General features: G+C 61.3%; 13 protein-coding genes and 3 pseudogenes. 10 read left to right on the top strand and 6 right to left on the bottom strand.

From position 1 onward, the window contains the following. Positions 1–49: 49 nt before the first annotated feature. The 3 genes from ACZ1HK_RS01885 to ACZ1HK_RS01875 all read right to left on the bottom strand — a co-directional run bounded on the left by ACZ1HK_RS01885 (position 50) and on the right by ACZ1HK_RS01875 (position 2,436). Positions 50–397, bottom strand: coding sequence for a hypothetical protein (locus tag ACZ1HK_RS01885; RefSeq protein ID WP_472627222.1), 348 nt, complete (start codon positions 395–397; stop codon positions 50–52). Positions 398–599: 202 nt separating this feature from the next. Beyond that, positions 600–1,514 (bottom strand): LysR family transcriptional regulator, encoded by a 915-nt coding sequence (locus tag ACZ1HK_RS01880; protein WP_472627867.1) that lies wholly within the window; start codon positions 1,512–1,514, stop codon positions 600–602. Between the two features lie 70 nt (positions 1,515–1,584). Beyond that, positions 1,585–2,436 (bottom strand): EamA family transporter, encoded by an 852-nt coding sequence (locus ACZ1HK_RS01875; RefSeq protein ID WP_472627221.1) that lies wholly within the window; start codon positions 2,434–2,436, stop codon positions 1,585–1,587. A 141-nt stretch (positions 2,437–2,577) separates the two neighbouring features. Between ACZ1HK_RS01875 and ACZ1HK_RS01870 the strand changes: the two genes are divergently transcribed. The 3 genes and pseudogenes from ACZ1HK_RS01870 (at position 2,578) to ACZ1HK_RS01860 (ending at position 7,671) form a co-directional block, all read left to right on the top strand. Then, positions 2,578–5,982: an indolepyruvate ferredoxin oxidoreductase family protein gene (locus tag ACZ1HK_RS01870; RefSeq protein ID WP_472627220.1), complete on the top strand. Its 3,405-nt coding sequence runs from the start codon at positions 2,578–2,580 to the stop codon at positions 5,980–5,982. 87 nt (positions 5,983–6,069) lie between these two features. Then, positions 6,070–6,895 (top strand): annotated as a pseudogene (locus ACZ1HK_RS01865) (sulfite exporter TauE/SafE family protein). Beyond that, a complete protein-coding gene (locus tag ACZ1HK_RS01860) occupies positions 6,892–7,671 on the top strand; it encodes a hypothetical protein (protein ID WP_472627219.1) in 780 nt (259 codons plus the stop codon). Before ACZ1HK_RS01865 ends, ACZ1HK_RS01860 begins: the two are co-directional and overlap by 4 nt. Here ACZ1HK_RS01860 and ACZ1HK_RS01855 read toward each other — a convergent pair. From ACZ1HK_RS01855 to ccmI, 3 genes and pseudogenes are all read right to left on the bottom strand, one after another. Further along, complete coding sequence (locus tag ACZ1HK_RS01855; RefSeq protein ID WP_472627218.1) at positions 7,668–7,904, bottom strand: DUF1289 domain-containing protein; 237 nt, start codon at positions 7,902–7,904, stop codon at positions 7,668–7,670. The genes ACZ1HK_RS01860 and ACZ1HK_RS01855 overlap by 4 nt on opposite strands. After that, a complete protein-coding gene (gene ruvX, locus ACZ1HK_RS01850; protein WP_472627866.1) occupies positions 7,901–8,386 on the bottom strand; it encodes a Holliday junction resolvase RuvX in 486 nt (161 codons plus the stop codon). Before ruvX ends, ACZ1HK_RS01855 begins: the two co-directional genes overlap by 4 nt. An 885-nt stretch (positions 8,387–9,271) precedes the next feature. Then, a pseudogene (ccmI, locus tag ACZ1HK_RS01845) lies at positions 9,272–9,607 on the bottom strand (c-type cytochrome biogenesis protein CcmI); the annotation flags it as partial. Between the two features lie 204 nt (positions 9,608–9,811). Here ccmI and ACZ1HK_RS01840 point away from each other — a divergent pair. From ACZ1HK_RS01840 to ACZ1HK_RS01810, 7 genes and pseudogenes are all read left to right on the top strand, one after another. After that, entirely contained in the window at positions 9,812–11,056 is a 1,245-nt protein-coding gene (locus ACZ1HK_RS01840; RefSeq protein ID WP_472627217.1) for a sarcosine oxidase subunit beta family protein, read from the top strand. Between the two features lie 206 nt (positions 11,057–11,262). After that, complete coding sequence (locus ACZ1HK_RS01835) at positions 11,263–11,502, top strand: hypothetical protein (RefSeq protein WP_472627216.1); 240 nt, start codon at positions 11,263–11,265, stop codon at positions 11,500–11,502. 26 nt (positions 11,503–11,528) lie between these two features. Continuing rightward, complete coding sequence (locus ACZ1HK_RS01830; RefSeq protein ID WP_472627215.1) at positions 11,529–12,281, top strand: glycosyltransferase family 32 protein; 753 nt, start codon at positions 11,529–11,531, stop codon at positions 12,279–12,281. Next, the gene (locus ACZ1HK_RS01825) at positions 12,275–12,595 is read left to right on the top strand and encodes a sarcosine oxidase subunit delta (protein WP_472627214.1); all 321 of its coding nucleotides are present in this window, start codon (positions 12,275–12,277) and stop codon (positions 12,593–12,595) included. The genes ACZ1HK_RS01830 and ACZ1HK_RS01825 overlap by 7 nt, the downstream gene beginning before the upstream one ends. Further along, positions 12,596–15,599 (top strand): annotated as a pseudogene (locus ACZ1HK_RS01820) (sarcosine oxidase subunit alpha family protein). After that, positions 15,592–16,215, top strand: coding sequence for a sarcosine oxidase subunit gamma (locus ACZ1HK_RS01815; protein WP_472627213.1), 624 nt, complete (start codon positions 15,592–15,594; stop codon positions 16,213–16,215). Before ACZ1HK_RS01820 ends, ACZ1HK_RS01815 begins: the two are co-directional and overlap by 8 nt. Further along, positions 16,212–16,613, top strand: a complete 402-nt coding sequence (locus tag ACZ1HK_RS01810) for a hypothetical protein (protein WP_472627212.1) — start codon at positions 16,212–16,214, stop codon at positions 16,611–16,613. The genes ACZ1HK_RS01815 and ACZ1HK_RS01810 overlap by 4 nt, the downstream gene beginning before the upstream one ends. The last annotated feature ends 68 nt before the right edge of the window (positions 16,614–16,681 follow it).

Genomic DNA, 16,681 nt, shown 5'->3' with positions numbered 1-16,681 from the left:
CCCCATGCGCACGAAAGCGGCGTGGTTTTCGACGAGTTCAACGCGGCTTTCAAGTTCGAGTGAGCTGTGCCCGAGGGTTTGCGCGCGGGCTGCCGCGGCCTCGACCAGGGACGCGGGCCAATCCCTTGCCGCGTTCGCGGTGCGATACGGCCAATTTTCCAATGTAGTAGCTGTCTTTGCGTGATGTGCCAAACAGGCAGGCAAGGGGCGTATTAGTGTCACGGATCAGGAACAAATCCTCTGCCCGCGCCTTTTCAACGACATCCTCCATCGTCATTCGCTCCAACGACGACGGCGGGTCAATCCGATCATCCATATAGGCAAAAGATGATTTCAAAAGGTCGAAAAGGGCGGGCCAATCCACACTTTCCGGGTTTGTTTCTATTTTGGAAACCATCGCATCCCCCTGAAATCGCAAAAAAAGGCCGAGACGAATCTCGGCCGAAGTCCAACAGGGAGGTGTCAAAGCAGTTTGCTCTGACACTTGATGAAGTAAGTGGCAGACTGCTTTCAATCAAGGCAAAATGGGGATTGACGGCGCAAAGCCGGTATGTCTGTGGCGCATAGCACACAGACATAGTGGGCTGTTTGCCTGGAAATCAGGCGGTTGGATGGGCCTCTGCTTCGCGCTGGCGACGGCGGTAGGCAATCACCTCTTCCATGACAAAGTCTCGGAATACTTCAATCCGCCTCGATTGCCGCAATTCCTCAGGATAGGCCAGAAATACCGGGACTTCCGCAGATTCGACCTCGGGCAGGACACGCACGATGTCTGGAAAATCCTGCGTCAGATAGTCGGGCAGTACCCCGATGCCAAGGTCGTGGATCACGGCCTGCAGCACACCGAAGTAATTATTCACGCTAAGCGTTGAGCCAACATCATAGCTCAAGAGCTCACGGACCAGAAGCGCACCGGCGCTGACCTGAGCAGCGGAGGCGTTTTGCGAAATCAGGCGGTGATTGCCTAAATCCTCAACCGTTTCAGGCATACCGTTCGCTTCGATATAAGACGGTGTCGCGAACAGGCGCATGTTGATGGTCATAAGGCGACGACGTATCAGGTCGGCCTGTGACGGTTCCTTCATACGAATGGCAACATCGGCCTCGCGCATGGGCAGGTCCAGCAGACGTTCCTCCAGCATGAGGTCGATCTTGAGGTCCGGGTACTTCTCGTAGAGAGCGGGCAGGCGCGGCGCCAGCCAGAGCGAGCCGAAGCCAATTGTCGTTGTGACACGCAGCTCGCCGAATACTTCCTCTTCGCTGTCGCGGATACGGGCCGAGGCGGCATCAAGCCGCTTTGTCATGGCGCGGGTGGCGTCAAACAAAAGCTCCCCCTGTTCCGTCAGGATCAGACCGCGGGCATGGCGGTGGAAGAGGGTGGTGTTGAGCCCTTCCTCAAGCGCGCGGATCTGGCGGGAGACGGCGGATTGGCTGAGGTGCAGCGTGTCACCGGCATGGGTCAACGACCCCGCAGAGGCGACCGCATGGAAAATGCGCAGTTTGTCCCAATCCATTTCGTCACCCATTCGCGCGTTTTGAGCGGCCAACCTAAGAACGCATGCGGCTGTATGCAAAAGTTTTCTGTCAGCTGGTCGCCAGAATGCTGACGCCTGCCAGAATAACGCTCGCCCAGATCAATCTTCGGGCAAGTTGCCCTTCACCCAGCACGATTGAGCCGAGCAGCACTGCGATCAGGACCGAGACCTCGCGCAACGGGGCGACGTAGATCACTGGCGTAAAGGTCAGGGCGTAGAGCACAAGGATGTAGGCGAGGCCGCTGAACACTGCGATCGCCAGAACCTCGATCCGGTGATCGCGCCAGAGCGCACAGACATTGTCCCATCGTTTCACTGCGTAGGGCAGCAGCACGATGGAGCGAGAGAGTGCTGTTGCGTAGTCCATAACAACCGGCGGGATCAGCAGGACCGAGACGCCCCAAGCATCCCACACCGTGTAGGTGCCGATCAGAAGTCCGACGCCCAGGCCATAGGCCAGCGATTTCAGTGGGCGCGTGCTGCCTTTGGGACCAAAGGTCAGCATGGCGACGCCAAAAACGATGATGGCACCCCCAATCGCGGCCTGTGCCGGAAGGGCCTGACCGAGAATGAAAAGCGCAAGGATCGATGACAAGACGGGCCCGGTTGCGCGCGCAGTCGGGTAGATCACCGAAAGATCGCCCGCGCGATATCCGGCTTGCAGCAAAAGGAAGTAGACAAGGTGCAAAGCGGCGCTGCCGACAAGCGCTGCAACCACAAGCCAACTCCAACCGTCGAACGTGAGGGCCAGATAGATGGCGAAGGGGCCGAAAATCGGGAGGGAGACGGTCCCGAACAGCCAAATCAGCTCTGGCCCGCCGTTCAAGCGTTTGACGAGGAAATTCCAGGTGGCATGCGCAAACGCAGCCGCAAGGACAAGGGAGAAGCCAAGAAGTGTCATGGAAAGCCTGTGTTTATCCGGCGGACTGTGTGCAGATCGTTGGGCGCATGCAATCCCTCACGATTGTTTTTATAGACAGGTCAGCTTTTGTGACCTATCTTGCACTTAACGGATGAACACCACGCAGCACGGGAGGCCCATATGGGAGTGCAGCAGGTCTCGCTCGACGACAAGTTCGACCTTTCGAAATCCCCGGTATTGCTGAACGGCACGCAGGCGTTGGTGCGTCTGATGCTGATGCAGAAAGAACGTGATCGGCTGGCTGGCTTGAACACGGCGGGGTTTGTGTCGGGCTATCGCGGATCACCGCTTGGGGCGGTCGATTTGCAGATGGCACGCAATGAAAAGCGGTTGGCCGAGAATGACGTCCTGTTTCGCCCGGGTCTGAACGAAGATCTCGCCGCCACGTCCCATTGGGGCCATCAACAGGCGGAGCTGCGGGGCGAGGGGAAGTATGACGGTGTCTTTGGCCTTTGGTACGGCAAAGGCCCCGGCGTGGACCGCACCGGCGACGTGATGCGCCACGTGAACATGGCCGGCACATCGAAACATGGCGGCGTGATCATGGCGATGGGCGATGATCACACGGGCGAGTCCTCAACCGTCTGCCACCAGAGCGATTGGGCCATGGTTGATGCCCATATGCCGGTGCTGAGCCCAGCCGGCGTGCAGGAGATCCTTGACTACGGCATGTACGGCTATGCCTTGAGCCGGTTTGCTGGGGTCTGGGTTGGGTTGAAATGCCTCAAAGACACTGTCGAGGCGACGGCTGTGGTCGACGGGCGGCCGGACCGGTTGAGCTTTGTGGCGCCAGATTTCGACATGCCAGAAGGTGGGTTGAACATCCGTCTGGGCGATCATTGGATCCAGCAGGAAGAGCGGTTGCTGGAACATAAGAGATGGGCGGCAGAGGCATTCTCGCACGCCAATGGGATCGACAAGCGCGTCCATGGCAAATCCGGTGCTAAAGTCGGCTTCGTGGCGGCGGGCAAAAACTGGCTCGACCTACTTTCGGCGCTGGCCGCCCTTGGCATTGATGAGGCTGAGGCCGAGCGCCTGGGGATCACCACGTACAAGATCGGGCAGGTTTGGCCGCTGGATATGAAGGGGTTCAACACCTGGGCCGATGGGCTCGACCTGATCGTTGTGGTGGAAGAAAAGCGCAAGCTCATCGAGGTGCAGGTCAAGGAAGCGATCTTCGACGACCGGCGCGGTCGCCGCGTCTATGGCTACAAGGACGGTCACGGCAATACCTTGTTCCCGCAGCATTTCGCGTTGGACCCGGCAGATATCGCGCAGAAGCTAGGGCGCATTCTGGGCGAAGAAGGCTGCATGACCGACCGGATGCGCGCAGGCCTGGCCCGCGTGGAAGAGGCGCAGCGGGCCACCAACGCGCCCGATCTGGCCAAGCGCACACCGTGGTTCTGTTCTGGCTGTCCGCACAATTCTTCGACGAAAGTGCCCGAAGGCTCCCGCGCTGGGGCAGGGATCGGCTGTCACTTCATGGCGAAGTGGATGGATCGCGAGACCGAGGCGTACACCCATATGGGCGGCGAGGGCGTGAACTGGGTGGGTGAGGCCCCATTCTCAACTCGCGATCACATGTTCCAGAACCTGGGTGAAGGCACCTACAATCACTCAGGCATTCTGGCGATCCGCGCGGCTTTGGCGGCGGGCACGAACATCACATACAAGATCTTATTCAACGATGCGGTTGCGATGACAGGCGGGCAGACCAATGAAGGTGAGCTGTCGCCGGGCCGGATTGCCCATGAATTGCGCGCTATGGGCGTCGAAGACGTGGCGCTTGTCTACGATGAGAAAGAGGATGTCGATTTCGCAAGCATCCCGCGTGAAGTAGAGCGCTTCGAACGGGCCGAATTGATGAATGTGCAGGAGCGGATGGCGAAGGTGAAGGGCGTATCCGCCATCATCTACGTGCAAACCTGCGCCGCCGAAAAACGCCGCCGCCGCAAGCGCGGGACATTCCCCGATATCGACAAGCGCGTCTTCATCAATACTGATGTCTGTGAAGGCTGCGGCGATTGCGGGGTGCAGTCGAATTGTGTGTCCATCGTGCCGGTCGAAACGGAGTTGGGCCGAAAGCGGGCGATTGATCAATCGACCTGCAACAAGGATTTCTCCTGTGTGAAGGGGTTTTGCCCGTCCTTCGTCACGTTGGAAGGAGCGGTCATCAAGAAAGAGGCCTCGGCTTCAGTCGATCTATCCGGCCTGCCCGAACCCGCATTGCCTGCCATAGATGGCACGCACAACGTGCTGGTGACCGGCGTTGGCGGCACGGGCGTTGTGACGATTGGGGCCGTGATGGCGCAGGCGGCGCAACTAGATGGCATGGGCGTCGGCATGATCGAGATGGCGGGGCTGGCCCAAAAGGGTGGCGCCGTCGCGATCCATCTGCGTTTGGCCAACAGCCCGGACGAGATTGCCGCGATCCGTGTGGGCGCGGGGGAGGCCGATACGGTGATCGGTGGCGATCTGGTCGTGACGGGCGGTGCAAAGACGCTCGGCCAGATGGCCACGGGGCGCACGGGCGCCGCTGTAAATAGCCATGAGATCACGACGGGTGATTTCACTCTGGATACGGAATTTACCATTCCAGGCAAGGATTTGGAGGTCGCTCTTCAAGCGCGTTTGCGGGACCGCTTGGTGCTGTTTGATGCGACTGAATTGGCGCGCGTTCTGTTGGGCGATTCCATCTACTCCAACATGATGGTATTCGGTGCGGCCTGGCAAATGGGGCTGGTCCCGCTCAGCCATGATGCGATCACGGCGGCCATCGGAATGAACGGTGCTGCGGTGGATGCCAACCGGCAGGCGTTCGAGATGGGGCGTTGGGCAGTGGAAAACCCGGTGGAGGCCGAGCGCCTGACGACACCCAACGTCATCGCCTTGCCCAAGACGCTGGACGAGAAAATCGCTTACCGCGAGGGTCATTTGCTGGCCTATGGGGGCAAGCGCCTCGCAAAGCGGTATCGCGCTCTGGTCGATAAAATCGAAGATCCGCGTCTGAAAGAGGCGGTGGCGAAGGGCTACCACAAGCTCCTGTCCTACAAAGACGAATACGAAGTCGCGCGCTTGCACTTGGAAACTGAGGCCAAGGCCCGCGAAACCTTTGGTGGCGATTTCAAAATGTCCTACCACCTCGCACCGCCTTTGCTGCCCGGCAAAGAGCCGAACGGACGCCCGAAGAAACGCGCGTTTGGGCCGTGGATGGGACAGGCTTTCAAGCTGCTAGCCAAGATGCGTGTGCTGCGCGGCACATGGTTTGATCCGTTCGGTCGTACCGAGGAGCGCAAGATGGAGCGTGCCCTGATCCGCGACTATGAACGCGACATGACGCTCTGGTTGCCGGATGCCACGCCTGAGCGGATGGAAGCCCTGATCGCGCTCGCTGAATTACCGCTGCAAATCCGAGGCTTCGGTCCGGTGAAAGAGGCCAACGCAGAACGGGCCGCACAGCGTCGGGTCGAGATCCTGGCAAGCCTGCAATCGGGAGGTTCGCCGGCCGCTCAAGCGGCGGAATGATGGCTCGCCAAAGATGTTTTTCCCGCCCGGGTCTTTTGCGTCCCGCCCCCTTGCGCTAGCTCTGCGCCGGGCTTGAGGAGGACGACCTTGCCAGAGCTATCCGAACTGCTGCCGATGGTGGCGCTTATCCTTGCCATAGGGGCCTTGGGCGGTGTGATCGCGGGCCTTCTGGGGGTCGGTGGGGGCATCGTATCTGGTGCCCGCCTTTTATTTCGCGTTCGAGGGATTGGGATACGGTCCGGAAGGGCTGATGCAGATCTGCCTCGCCACGTCACTGGCGACCATCGTGGTAACCTCTCTGCGCTCGGTCCATGGGCACCACAAGAAGGGAGCGGTGGACTGGGATATTCTGAAAGCTTGGGGGCCGGGAATTGCCATCGGGGCAGCACTTGGCGTTGTGGCGGCCAGCGGGCTGCGCAACGAGGTGCTGATGATGATCTTCGGCGTTCTGGGGATGTTGGTCGGGCTTTACATGGCCTTTGGCCGGGCGGAATGGCGCTTGGGCGATGCGATGCCGGGCACCGTTGGCACGGCCCTGTCTTCGCCGGTTCTTGGGTTCCTTTCCGTCTTGATGGGCATTGGCGGCGGGTCATTCGGGGTGCCGATGATGACGCTCTACAATCAGCCCATTCACCGGGCCGTCGCCACCGCAGCGGGCTTTGGCCTGTTGATCGCGGTGCCCTCCGTGATCGGGTTCCTGCTGGTCAGCGGCGATGGCGCAAACCGGCCTCCATTCACCGTTGGTCAGGTCAATCTGGTCGCGTTTGGATTGGTTGTTGCGATGACGCTTATCACCACGCCGCTTGGTGTGCGGCTGGCCCATGCGCTGGACCCGAAGCTGCTGAAGCGCGTATTCGCATTCTTCATCATTCTCATGGCGCTAAACATGCTGCGCAAGGCGTTCGGCCTTTGAGCTGGCTGGAGGCGGGCTATCAATTGTACCCCCGCGAGTCTGCGGTCGACGCATGGTGCGAGGCAGCACGTGACGCCGCGCTGAACGCGGCTATGGACCCTGATTTGAGGCAACTTTGGCTGCGCCATGGCGGCACATGGTTCGTGGGTGTCGATGCGCTCGACAACGACGCCGAAGGTTGTGTCGGCAATGGCCCTGCCTTTGGCGGCGCGGCTTACGGCGCGGCGGTTGCAGCAACCGGAATATCCCCGCTTCATCGCGCTCAGGTGTCGGTCACCTATCCGGGCTATCCCCGGCAAGACGCAACGGACAGCGACGCGGCCCACCGATTTCGAACTATGCGGGACGCCGCGCATTTGGACGGGCTGTTGCCTGAGGGTCCACAGAAGCGCCGGCATCTGCGCGAACCACATGCCTGGATTCTGGGTGTCGCATTGACCGAGGCGGAAGCGGGGGCTGCGCCTCTGGTGGTTTGGGAGGGCAGCCACCGGATCATCGCAGCCGCATTCGCGAAAGCATTTGCCGGCATCGCGCCTGAAGCATGGGGCGATCAGGACGTGACCGGCCTGTACAAAGCCGCACGCACCGAGGTTTTTGAGACCTGCAAGCGTGTCGAGGTGCCTTTGTCCGTTGGCGAAAGCGTGCTTTTGCACCGCCATGTGATCCACGGCGTAGCGCCATGGTTTGAAGGTGCGAAGGCCGCACCCGAGGGGCGCGCCATTGCCTATTTCAGACCGTGTTTCGAAGACCCGGAAGACTGGCTTGGGCGACCTTAGCCTTCGCGCGCGATCCGCGCTGCGCGCCCACCGCGACGCTTTTGGATCAGGGCGCGACGGTCGGGCAGGGCGTCCATGACAGCACGCCGGGCGTCCGGCGCCATGCGAGACCATTGGGTGATTTCGTCGATGGAACGCAAGCAACCGGTGCAAATCCGCGCCTCTGGATGGACCACGCAGATCTTCACGCAGGGGCTTTCGATCTCATCCCGTTTCCAGACGTCGTCGGTCATGACCCGCTCCTGATGTGGCGCAAACGATCCAGCGCGCCTTGCAGGATATAACCCGCTGCGACGGCATCAATCACCTCTGCGCGACGTTTGCGGGTCGTATCCGCCTCAAGCAGTGCCTTTTCTGCCGCAACGGTGCTGAGGCGTTCATCCCAGAACGCCAGGGCCATGTCCGCAAAATCCGGGCGACGCGACAGGTTCAGGGCAAAGGCGCGCGTGGCTTGCGCGCGCGGGCCTTCGGAGCCATCCATGTTCCGGGGCAGGCCGAGGATGATCCCGCCGACCTCATGCTGTTTGACCAGATCCGCCAAACGATCCGCATCCAACGTGAACTTCTTGCGTTTGATCGTCTCCAAAGCGGTCGCCGAATTCAGCAGACGGTCCGATAGCGCGACACCAATGGTCTTGGTACCGAGGTCCAATCCGATAAGGCCAGACATCGGGCGCGTGGCGCCAGCGAAGGCTTCAAGCGTGTCGTGGATCACTCCGCTCGCTCCCCCGGCGCGGGCCATGGCGGCGCGAAAGGCTTCATCAATGATCTCAAGCGCTTCGGGGAACTCCGCAAACGTGGCTTGCGCATCGTCATGGACGATCTGCGCGGCGTTGGAGCGGCCAAGCACACCATAGGCCGTGATCAGCTGAGCCCAATCCTGCGGCGTGCCGCCTTCGGTCGCCAGGCGGTCGGCAAGGCCTGCCACCATGGTTTCGATCATTTCCGCCTGTTCATCGGCGCTAAGGCCTTCCATCGCCGCTACATCAACTGGGGCCGCGTTTTGCAGCATTGCGGGGTCCAACTCGACGCCCGCCGCAAACGCGACCTCTCCGATCTGCGCCTCGATGGCGTTGACCCAAGGGGCTTCGGGGCGGCTTTCGCGCAACAGGTTCACCCAGATGGGCAGCGCCAGATCGGGGCGGCCCTGTTGAGCGTACATCTGACCAGCGAAGAAACGCCCCGTGCCATCGCGCGGCTCTAACGCCAGCCCGCGCACCAGCGCATCTTCGGCCTCGGGCGAAACATAACCGCCTGCCGCAAAGATCAGCATTTCGGCATAGTCGATCCAGTGGCGGCCTGTGGCATCATCCTCAAGCAGGCTCAACAACCGGCCCTGTGCGTTGCGCGCCGCACGGAAATTGCCAAGCATCGCCTCGTTCGCGGCCAGCAGCTCCAACCCGCGCGTGTCATCAGGGCGCTGTTCAAGAATGGTGCGAAGCTGTTCCACCTGTGCCACCCGCTCGGGGTCGACCGCGCGTTCCGGGCGGTCAGGGGCCTGCTCTTCTGCGGTGGCTTGATCGGGCCGGTTCTCGCGCGCGTCTTCGATCAGGGCGATACGGCCTTGCAATGGCAGGTCCGGGTATCCCGGCGCGCCGATCTGCCAATAGGTCCACCCAGAGATCGCGAATGCTACCAGAAGCCCAACAATAATGAGGAGGGATCCCTTGCCATCGGTGGTCCGCGCCTGCTCGGCTTGCAACGCACGATCTGCGTCCAGGATGCGTCGGCTGACCTCCGTCCTGGCGCGCGTCGCCTCCTCTTCGGTCAGGGTGCCACGGGCGACATCGCGTTCGACCTCGCGCAGTTGATCCCGGTACACCTGGAGATCGTAGGCGGCCTTGGGCGCCTCCGCCGGGCCGGACCTTCGCGATGCCATGATCACAAGGGCCGCCACAACGAGGCAGATCAACGTGGCGGCGATCCAAAATGCCATGCTTCGCAACCCTTCCGTGGTCCATCACCTCGCCCATGACATAAGCCGCACCGCGCCCGAGCGAAAGCGTTTGCGCATGACAATTTCGGCACAGGCGCGACAACATGGCATGGGGTCGTAAATTGGCATTCAAATGTCGCCGGGAGTATCCTCTTTTTCGGCCTCGCGCGAAAAGCGATGCATCAGGTTCCGGAGTGGTCATCCATGCGCAAATATTCTGCCTTTGCCGTCGCTCGCGAAGCGTTCCGCCATCACAAGGGGTGGGAGCGCGCGTGGACCTCGCCGGAGCCCAAGGCGACGTACGATGCGATCATTGTAGGGGCTGGTGGGCACGGGCTTGCCTCCGCCTATTACCTTGGCAAGAATTTCGGCATCACCAATGTGGCCGTGATCGAGAAAGGGTGGCTTGGTGGCGGTAATACCGGGCGGAACACGACGATCATCCGGTCGAACTACCTGCAGGACCCCTCCGCTGCGATCTACGAAAAAGCCCGCAGCCTCTATGAAACGCTAAGCCAGGACCTGAACTACAACATCATGTTCAGCCCGCGCGGTGTGATCATGCTGGCCCAGACCCACCATGAGGTGCGCGGCTATATCCGCACGGCGCACGCCAACGCGCTGCAAGGAGTGGATACGCGGTTCATCGACAAGCATGAGGTCAAGAAGCTTGTCCCGATCATGAATATCGAAGGGCCGCGTTATCCGGTCCTTGGTGGCTTGTGGCAACCGCGCGGTGGCACGGCCCGCCACGATGCGGTGGCCTGGGGTTATGCGCGGGCGTGCTCGGACATGGGGATGGACATCATCCAGCAGACCGAGGTGACGGGCGTGCGCCGCGAAGGTGGCGCGGTTGCAGGTGTTGAGACGACACGCGGCTTTATCGGGTGCAAGAAGCTTGGCATCGTGGTCGCGGGCCATTCCGGCGTCGTGGCCGAAATGGCGGGCTTCCGTTTGCCGCTCGAATCCGTCCCGCTCCAGGCGCTGGTCAGCGAACCGATCAAGCCCTGCATGGACGTGGTCGTCATGGCCAACACCGTGCACGGCTATCTCAGCCAATCCGATAAAGGCGAAATGGTTATTGGCGGCGGTACGGACAGCCACAACAACTACACCCAACGAGGTTCCTTCCATCACATTGAGGAAACCGTGCGGGCGTTGGTCGAGACGTTCCCGATGCTCTCACGCCTCAAGATGCTGCGCCAATGGGGCGGGATCGTGGATGTGACAGGCGACCGTTCGCCCATCCTGTCCAAGACGCCGGTTGACGGCGTGTTCATCAATTGCGGTTGGGGCACGGGTGGGTTCAAGGCCATCCCCGGTTCGGGCTGGGGCTTTGCCGAGTTGATGGCCAAGGGGCACTCGCCGCTGACTGCCGAATTCGGGATGGAACGCTTCAAAGAGGGGCGCTTCATCGACGAGTCCGTGGCAGCGGGGGTGGCGCACTAGTGTCTGCAATCCCGATGTCATTGCACGAAGTCCATTTCGGCAACGTCCCGCCGGTCACAAAACGTGATCGGGACGCGGCAGGGATTGGCGCATGGCACATGGACGAAGCGGCCCGTTCTGGCCGACATGCTGACGATTTACGTAGCCCGCGTTGAGGCGCAAGGGGCAGGGCGCAAGGCTGAGGGTATCCAAATGGAGGATGCCTCATGTCTGACTACGACCACAGAAACCAAGCCTTCGACTATGCCCCGCCGACACGTGGCGGGTCCGGTACCGGTGCGCTTATGTTCATCGGCGGGATCATCGCGCTGTTCGTGCTGGCCATCATCTTCATGGGCAGCGGCACCAGCACATTGCCCGAGGACGGTGCAGAAGCGCCGGCCATCCAAGGCACGGCCCCTGCTGCCGACACAACTGCGCCAGCGGCCCCGGTGCCAACCGAATAACAACCTCTCCCATGGGGGTGGCGGCCATGAACGCGGTCGCCATCCCCATGCGCCTGGGCCACATCTGGATCGGCCCGCGCCCTGCGCCCACGCGGTGGCTAGACAGCTGGAAACGGCTGCATCCCAACTGGGCCTATCGCCTGTTCGACAATGCCTATCTCACGGGACGTCGTTGGCGGAACCAGCGCCTGATCGCGCACTATTTCCGCAAGCAGCATTACGAGGGCGTTGCGGACCTCATGCGCTACGAGATCCTGTTCGAGCAGGGAGGTTTCCTGCCCGGCGCGGATTTCGAGGCGTTGAAGTGTTGTGATGAGCTTTTCTCGGAGCCGTGCACCTACACCTGCTATGAGACTTATCCCAAGCGCCGATCCAAGCTGACGCCGTATCTCGCCTCGGCACCCGGCACGCACACGCTCGCGCTGACGATTGACGAAATTCATCAAAGTTTCGCACATGCGCCCGAAACCGCGCGCCAGCCGTGGATTTCGGTGGGCAATCTTTTCTTGCGTGAATTCCTGCAAAAGTACCGCGACGAGATCACCGATTTGCGCATCTGGCCTGCCTATTTCTTTGTGCCGCAACACAAGACCGGTCCCCGCTATGACGGCCCCGGTCGCATCTATGCCGAGCATCATTGGGGCAGCACGTTGGACAAGTACGAAGAACCGCCCGAGGCAGAGGCCCGCGCGCTGCGTGCTGACATTCTCGCCAAGCTCGATGCGACCGAGCCTATGGCCCTGACTGACGATTTCCCTACGGAGACTGACCCATGTTGACGTTGACCTGCCCCGTCTGCGGTGTGGACGCCTGCGAGACTGAGCTTGCCGCCGGCGGCGAAGCGCATCTCAAGCGCTATGGACCTGGCTCCACCGATGAACAGTTCGAGGAATACCTGTTCATGCGCCCGAACGTGAAGGGTGTGCATTTCGAACGCTGGCGGCACGCTATGGGCTGCGGAAAGTGGTTCCTTGCTGCACGCGACACCGCCACCCTTGAGGTCTTTGGCACATATGCCGCCCAGACGACCGAACCGCCGGCCGAGATCATCAATGCCATCAAGGCGAAACGTCCCGATTGGAGCCTGACGTAAATGAGCACCCGTCTTGAGACCCACGGCCGCCTGATCGACCGCTCTACCAGCGTGAAGTTCACCTTCAACGGGAAATGGATGCGTGGCCATGCGGGCGATACGCTTGCCTCGGCGCTTCTGGCCAACGACCAGATGCTGGTGGGCCGTTCGTTCAAATACCACCGCCCCCGCGGGATCGTTGCCAGTGGCGGGGAAGAGCCCAACGCCCTGGTAAACCTGGGCCGCGGCAACCGGCATGAGCCGAACCAACGTGTGACGACGACGGAATTGGTCGAACAGATGCATGCGACCAGCCAGAACCACTGGCCGTCGCTGGAATTCGATGTGGGCGCCGTGAACTCGATGGTCTCGCGGTTCCTGCCTGCCGGGTTCTACTACAAGACCTTCATGTTCCCGCGCGCCTTCTGGAAGCATGTGTTCGAACCTGTGATCCGCCAATCGGCGGGCCTGGGCGCAGCCCCGCATCCCGAAACCCGCGACCCCGACCGGTACGAGCATTTCTATGCCCATGTTGATCTGGTCATCGCAGGGGGCGGAATGGCCGGCCTGATGGCTGCGTTGGCGGCGGGCAAGGCGGGCAAGCGTGTGCTTCTGGTGGAACAAAGCGCCCATTGGGGCGGTCGCGCGCCCGTCGACGGCGATGTGATCGACGGCCTGCCTGCAGAAGAGTGGGTGAAGAACGCCGTCGAAACGCTTGAAAAGATGGAGAATGTAACGCTCCGCCTGCGCACGCAGCTGTCTCGGCGTCTACGACCATGGCTATGCATTGGCCTATGAGCGTGTCAGCGACCATCTGGACGACGCGGATGCCCCGCGCCACCGCCTTTGGCGTATCCGGGCCGGTCAAATTGTGGCGGCGACTGGCGGCATTGAACGCCCGCTCAGCTTCCCCGGTAACGATAAGCCCGGGGTCATGCTGGCCTCTGCCGTGCGCGACTACATCGTGAACTACGGGGTTACGCCAGGTGATCGCATCGTTGTCGTCACCAACAACGACGATGGCTACCGCACGGCCCTGACCGCGCGTGCGGCTCGCGGTCGAGGTCGCTTGCGTGGTCGACCCGCGCACAGAGGTCGACGGCGAGCTTCCGCAACAGGTCCGCGCGCTTGGTGTTCCGGTCAAGACCGGATCAGCCATCAGCAAAGTGAAGGGCCTCAAGCGCGTCGTTTCGGTCCGTGTGCAGCCTTTTGCCGAGGATGATGGCAGTTACGAAGAGATTGCCTGCGATGCTGTCGCCATGTCCGGCGGCTGGTCGCCGGTTGTGCACCTCTGGTCCCATTGTGGCGGCAAGCTGAACTGGGATGAGGCGCAGGCGTGCTTCTCACCCGACCCGGACCGCCCGCCGACGAACCAGCACGGAGAGGGCTTCGTCACCTGCATCGGCACGGCCGCAGGTGGGCTGACCGGGCACTGCAGGCCGCGAAGACGGTCGCGGGCAGGCCATGCAGCGGTCTGGGCATCAACGCTGACGACATCGCGGTTGAGACCGCCGGCGAAGCGCCACTGGCGCCGGTCTGGGTCATGCCCGCCTATGCCGGTGCCAAGAAGCGCGCGAAGATGTGGCTCGATTTCCAGAACGATGTGAAAGTGTCCGACGTCATGCTCGCCGCGCAAGAAGGCTATGAGAGCGTCGAACATACCAAGCGCTACACCACCCTCGGCATGGCGACAGATCAGGGAAAGCTCAGCAATATCAACGGCCTCGCCGTCCTCGCCGAAGCGCTCGACAAGGGTATCCCGCAGGTCGGGACCACCACGTTCCGCCCGCCCTACACGCCGATTTCCATGGGCGCGATCGCCGGTGAGGCGAAGGGGGACCTGTTCCAACCGCTGCGTCGTACTCCCATCCATGACTGGCACGAAGAACAAGGCGCCTATATGGAACCGGTCGGCCATTGGCGGCGGCCCTATTGCTTCCCGCGCGACGGCGAAAGCCATGAAGACGCTGTGAACCGTGAGATTGACGCGACCCGCCGGTCGCTCGGCCTGTTGGACGCGTCGACCCTGGGTAAGATCATCGTCAAAGGCCCCGATGCGCCGAAGTTCATGGACATGCTCTACACCAACATGATGTCCACACTGAAACCCGGCAAATGCCGGTATGGCCTGATGTGCAACGAAAACGGCTTCCTCATGGATGACGGCGTGGTCGTCCGGCTCGATGAGGACACGTTCCTTTGCCACACGACCTCAGGCGGGGCGGACCATGTTCACGCGCATATGGAGGATTGGCTTCAGTGCGAATGGTGGGATTGGCAGGTCTACACCGCCAATGTGACGGAGCAATGGGCGCAGATCGCGGTTGTCGGCCCCAATGCCCGCAAGCTGTTAGAGAAGCTTGGCGGTATGGATGTGTCCAAGGACGCACTGCCGTTCATGCAGATGGCGGAAGGGACGCTTGGCGGTTTCGACGCCCGAGTGTTCCGCATCTCGTTCTCTGGCGAGCTCAGTTACGAAATTGCCGTCCCCGCCAGCCAGGGCCGCGCCTTTTGGGATGCGCTCCATGAGGCCGGGGCAGAGTGGAACGCCACGCCCTACGGCACCGAGGCGCTGCACGTCATGCGCGCCGAGAAAGGCTTTATCATGATCGGGGATGAGACTGACGGCACCGTAATCCCGCAGGACCTTGGTCTGAACTGGGCGATTTCCAAGAAGAAAGAGGACTTCCTCGGCAAACGCGGGCAGGAACGAACGTTCCTGGCATCCGAGGATCGTTGGCAGCTCGTGGGCCTTGAAACGCTCGACGGCTCCGTTTTGCCCGATGGCTCCTATTGCGTCGCTGAAGGCAGCAACGCGAACGGGCAGGGCAATGTGCAGGGTCGTGTCACTTCGACTTACTATTCGCCCACGCTGGCCCGCGGCATCGCCATGGGCCTGGTCCACAAGGGGCCAGACCGCATGGGCGAAGTGGTGGCGTTCAATAAAGTCGATGGCAGTACGATCCAGGCCAAGATCGTCAGCCCCGTATTCTATGACCCGGAAGGGGAGAAGCAGAATGTCTAATGCTGTCAGCGCGTTGCAGGGTGTGTCAGAGACTGGCTTCGCCCATATCAAGGAAATGGGCCTGGCAGGTATGGTCACGCTCAAAGCTGATCTGGGGGCGGCGGCCACTAAGAAAGCTGTGAAAGCGGCTGTGGGTGCCGATCTCCCCGAACCACGCGGCATGAGCAGCGCAAAGAAGGAGGACGGCGTCGCCTGGATGGCCCCGGACGAGCTGCTATTGTTCTGCGACCATGCGAGGGCCGATGAGGTTGTTGCGACCCTGACAAAGGAGATGGGCAGCTCTCACCACCTCGCCGTCAATGTCTCCGACGCGCGCGCGGTTTTCACCATCGAAGCCCGTGATGTGCGGGAAGTTCTGGGTAAGCTCACGCCAGCGGATCTAAGCAATCTGCCAATCCGCGAAATGCGCCGCTCGCGTCTTGCCGCAAGTGCCTGCCGCTTTCTGGATGAACAGCCACAACCACGCGGCCGTCATCTGCTTCCGCTCCGTCGCGCAATATGTCTACGATCTGCTGCGCACGGCGGGAAAAGAGGGCGGCGAAGTCCACTTCCATTGACCTCATTTCTCGTGATGGTATCCTGCTGCTTAGAACACAAGACACGGGTAACATCATGAAATTGGTTAACAAATCTGCGGCAGCGGGCCTGATGGTCTGTGCGGCGCTCATGGGTGGGACGGTTCAGGCACAGCAGTTTTTCTGCACGGTCCAAGAGGATGGCAACAGCAACTGGATTCCGGCTGAATTCCTGATCGATTACAGTGGCGGGGCTGCGATCGTTACGCATCCTTGGGTCGGCCAGCCTTCGGTACGCGAGGTTCCGGTGCGTGGCAGTGGCAATCAACGCAGGCTCAGCTACACCCTTTCGGATGTTGGTGCAATGAACGGTCAGCGCACGACAATGCGCGTTACCTTGCGCCACAATGTGCAGCGTGGATCGTTGCAGGTTGTCTTTGACCCGATCCAGTATGCGAACCGGTTTACGGGCGCAGGCGGGTGTGTTGCGGTTCAGTAATGCAGGGTCATTGAGCGCTTAAGCCCTTGACCTTCGGCGCCTGCGACCTCCATCTGTGCGCCAGAACG

It is taken from the genome of Gymnodinialimonas sp. JB5-7, assembly GCF_055693405.1.
The sequence above is the reverse complement of the archived record's forward strand: the minus strand, read 5'-3'. Positions and strand labels throughout refer to the sequence as shown.

Coding starts and splice junctions, on each gene's coding strand:
- ACZ1HK_RS01885 (WP_472627222.1), bottom strand. CDS start 397: ATGGTTTCCAAAATAGAAACAAACCCGGAAAGTGTGGATTGGCCCGCC.
- ACZ1HK_RS01880 (WP_472627867.1), bottom strand. CDS start 1,514: ATGGATTGGGACAAACTGCGCATTTTCCATGCGGTCGCCTCTGCGGGG.
- ACZ1HK_RS01875 (WP_472627221.1), bottom strand. CDS start 2,436: ATGACACTTCTTGGCTTCTCCCTTGTCCTTGCGGCTGCGTTTGCGCAT.
- ACZ1HK_RS01870 (WP_472627220.1), top strand. CDS start 2,578: ATGGGAGTGCAGCAGGTCTCGCTCGACGACAAGTTCGACCTTTCGAAA.
- ACZ1HK_RS01855 (WP_472627218.1), bottom strand. CDS start 7,904: ATGACCGACGACGTCTGGAAACGGGATGAGATCGAAAGCCCCTGCGTG.
- ACZ1HK_RS01840 (WP_472627217.1), top strand. CDS start 9,812: ATGCGCAAATATTCTGCCTTTGCCGTCGCTCGCGAAGCGTTCCGCCAT.
- ACZ1HK_RS01835 (WP_472627216.1), top strand. CDS start 11,263: ATGTCTGACTACGACCACAGAAACCAAGCCTTCGACTATGCCCCGCCG.
- ACZ1HK_RS01830 (WP_472627215.1), top strand. CDS start 11,529: ATGAACGCGGTCGCCATCCCCATGCGCCTGGGCCACATCTGGATCGGC.
- ACZ1HK_RS01825 (WP_472627214.1), top strand. CDS start 12,275: ATGTTGACGTTGACCTGCCCCGTCTGCGGTGTGGACGCCTGCGAGACT.
- ACZ1HK_RS01815 (WP_472627213.1), top strand. CDS start 15,592: ATGTCTAATGCTGTCAGCGCGTTGCAGGGTGTGTCAGAGACTGGCTTC.
- ACZ1HK_RS01810 (WP_472627212.1), top strand. CDS start 16,212: ATGAAATTGGTTAACAAATCTGCGGCAGCGGGCCTGATGGTCTGTGCG.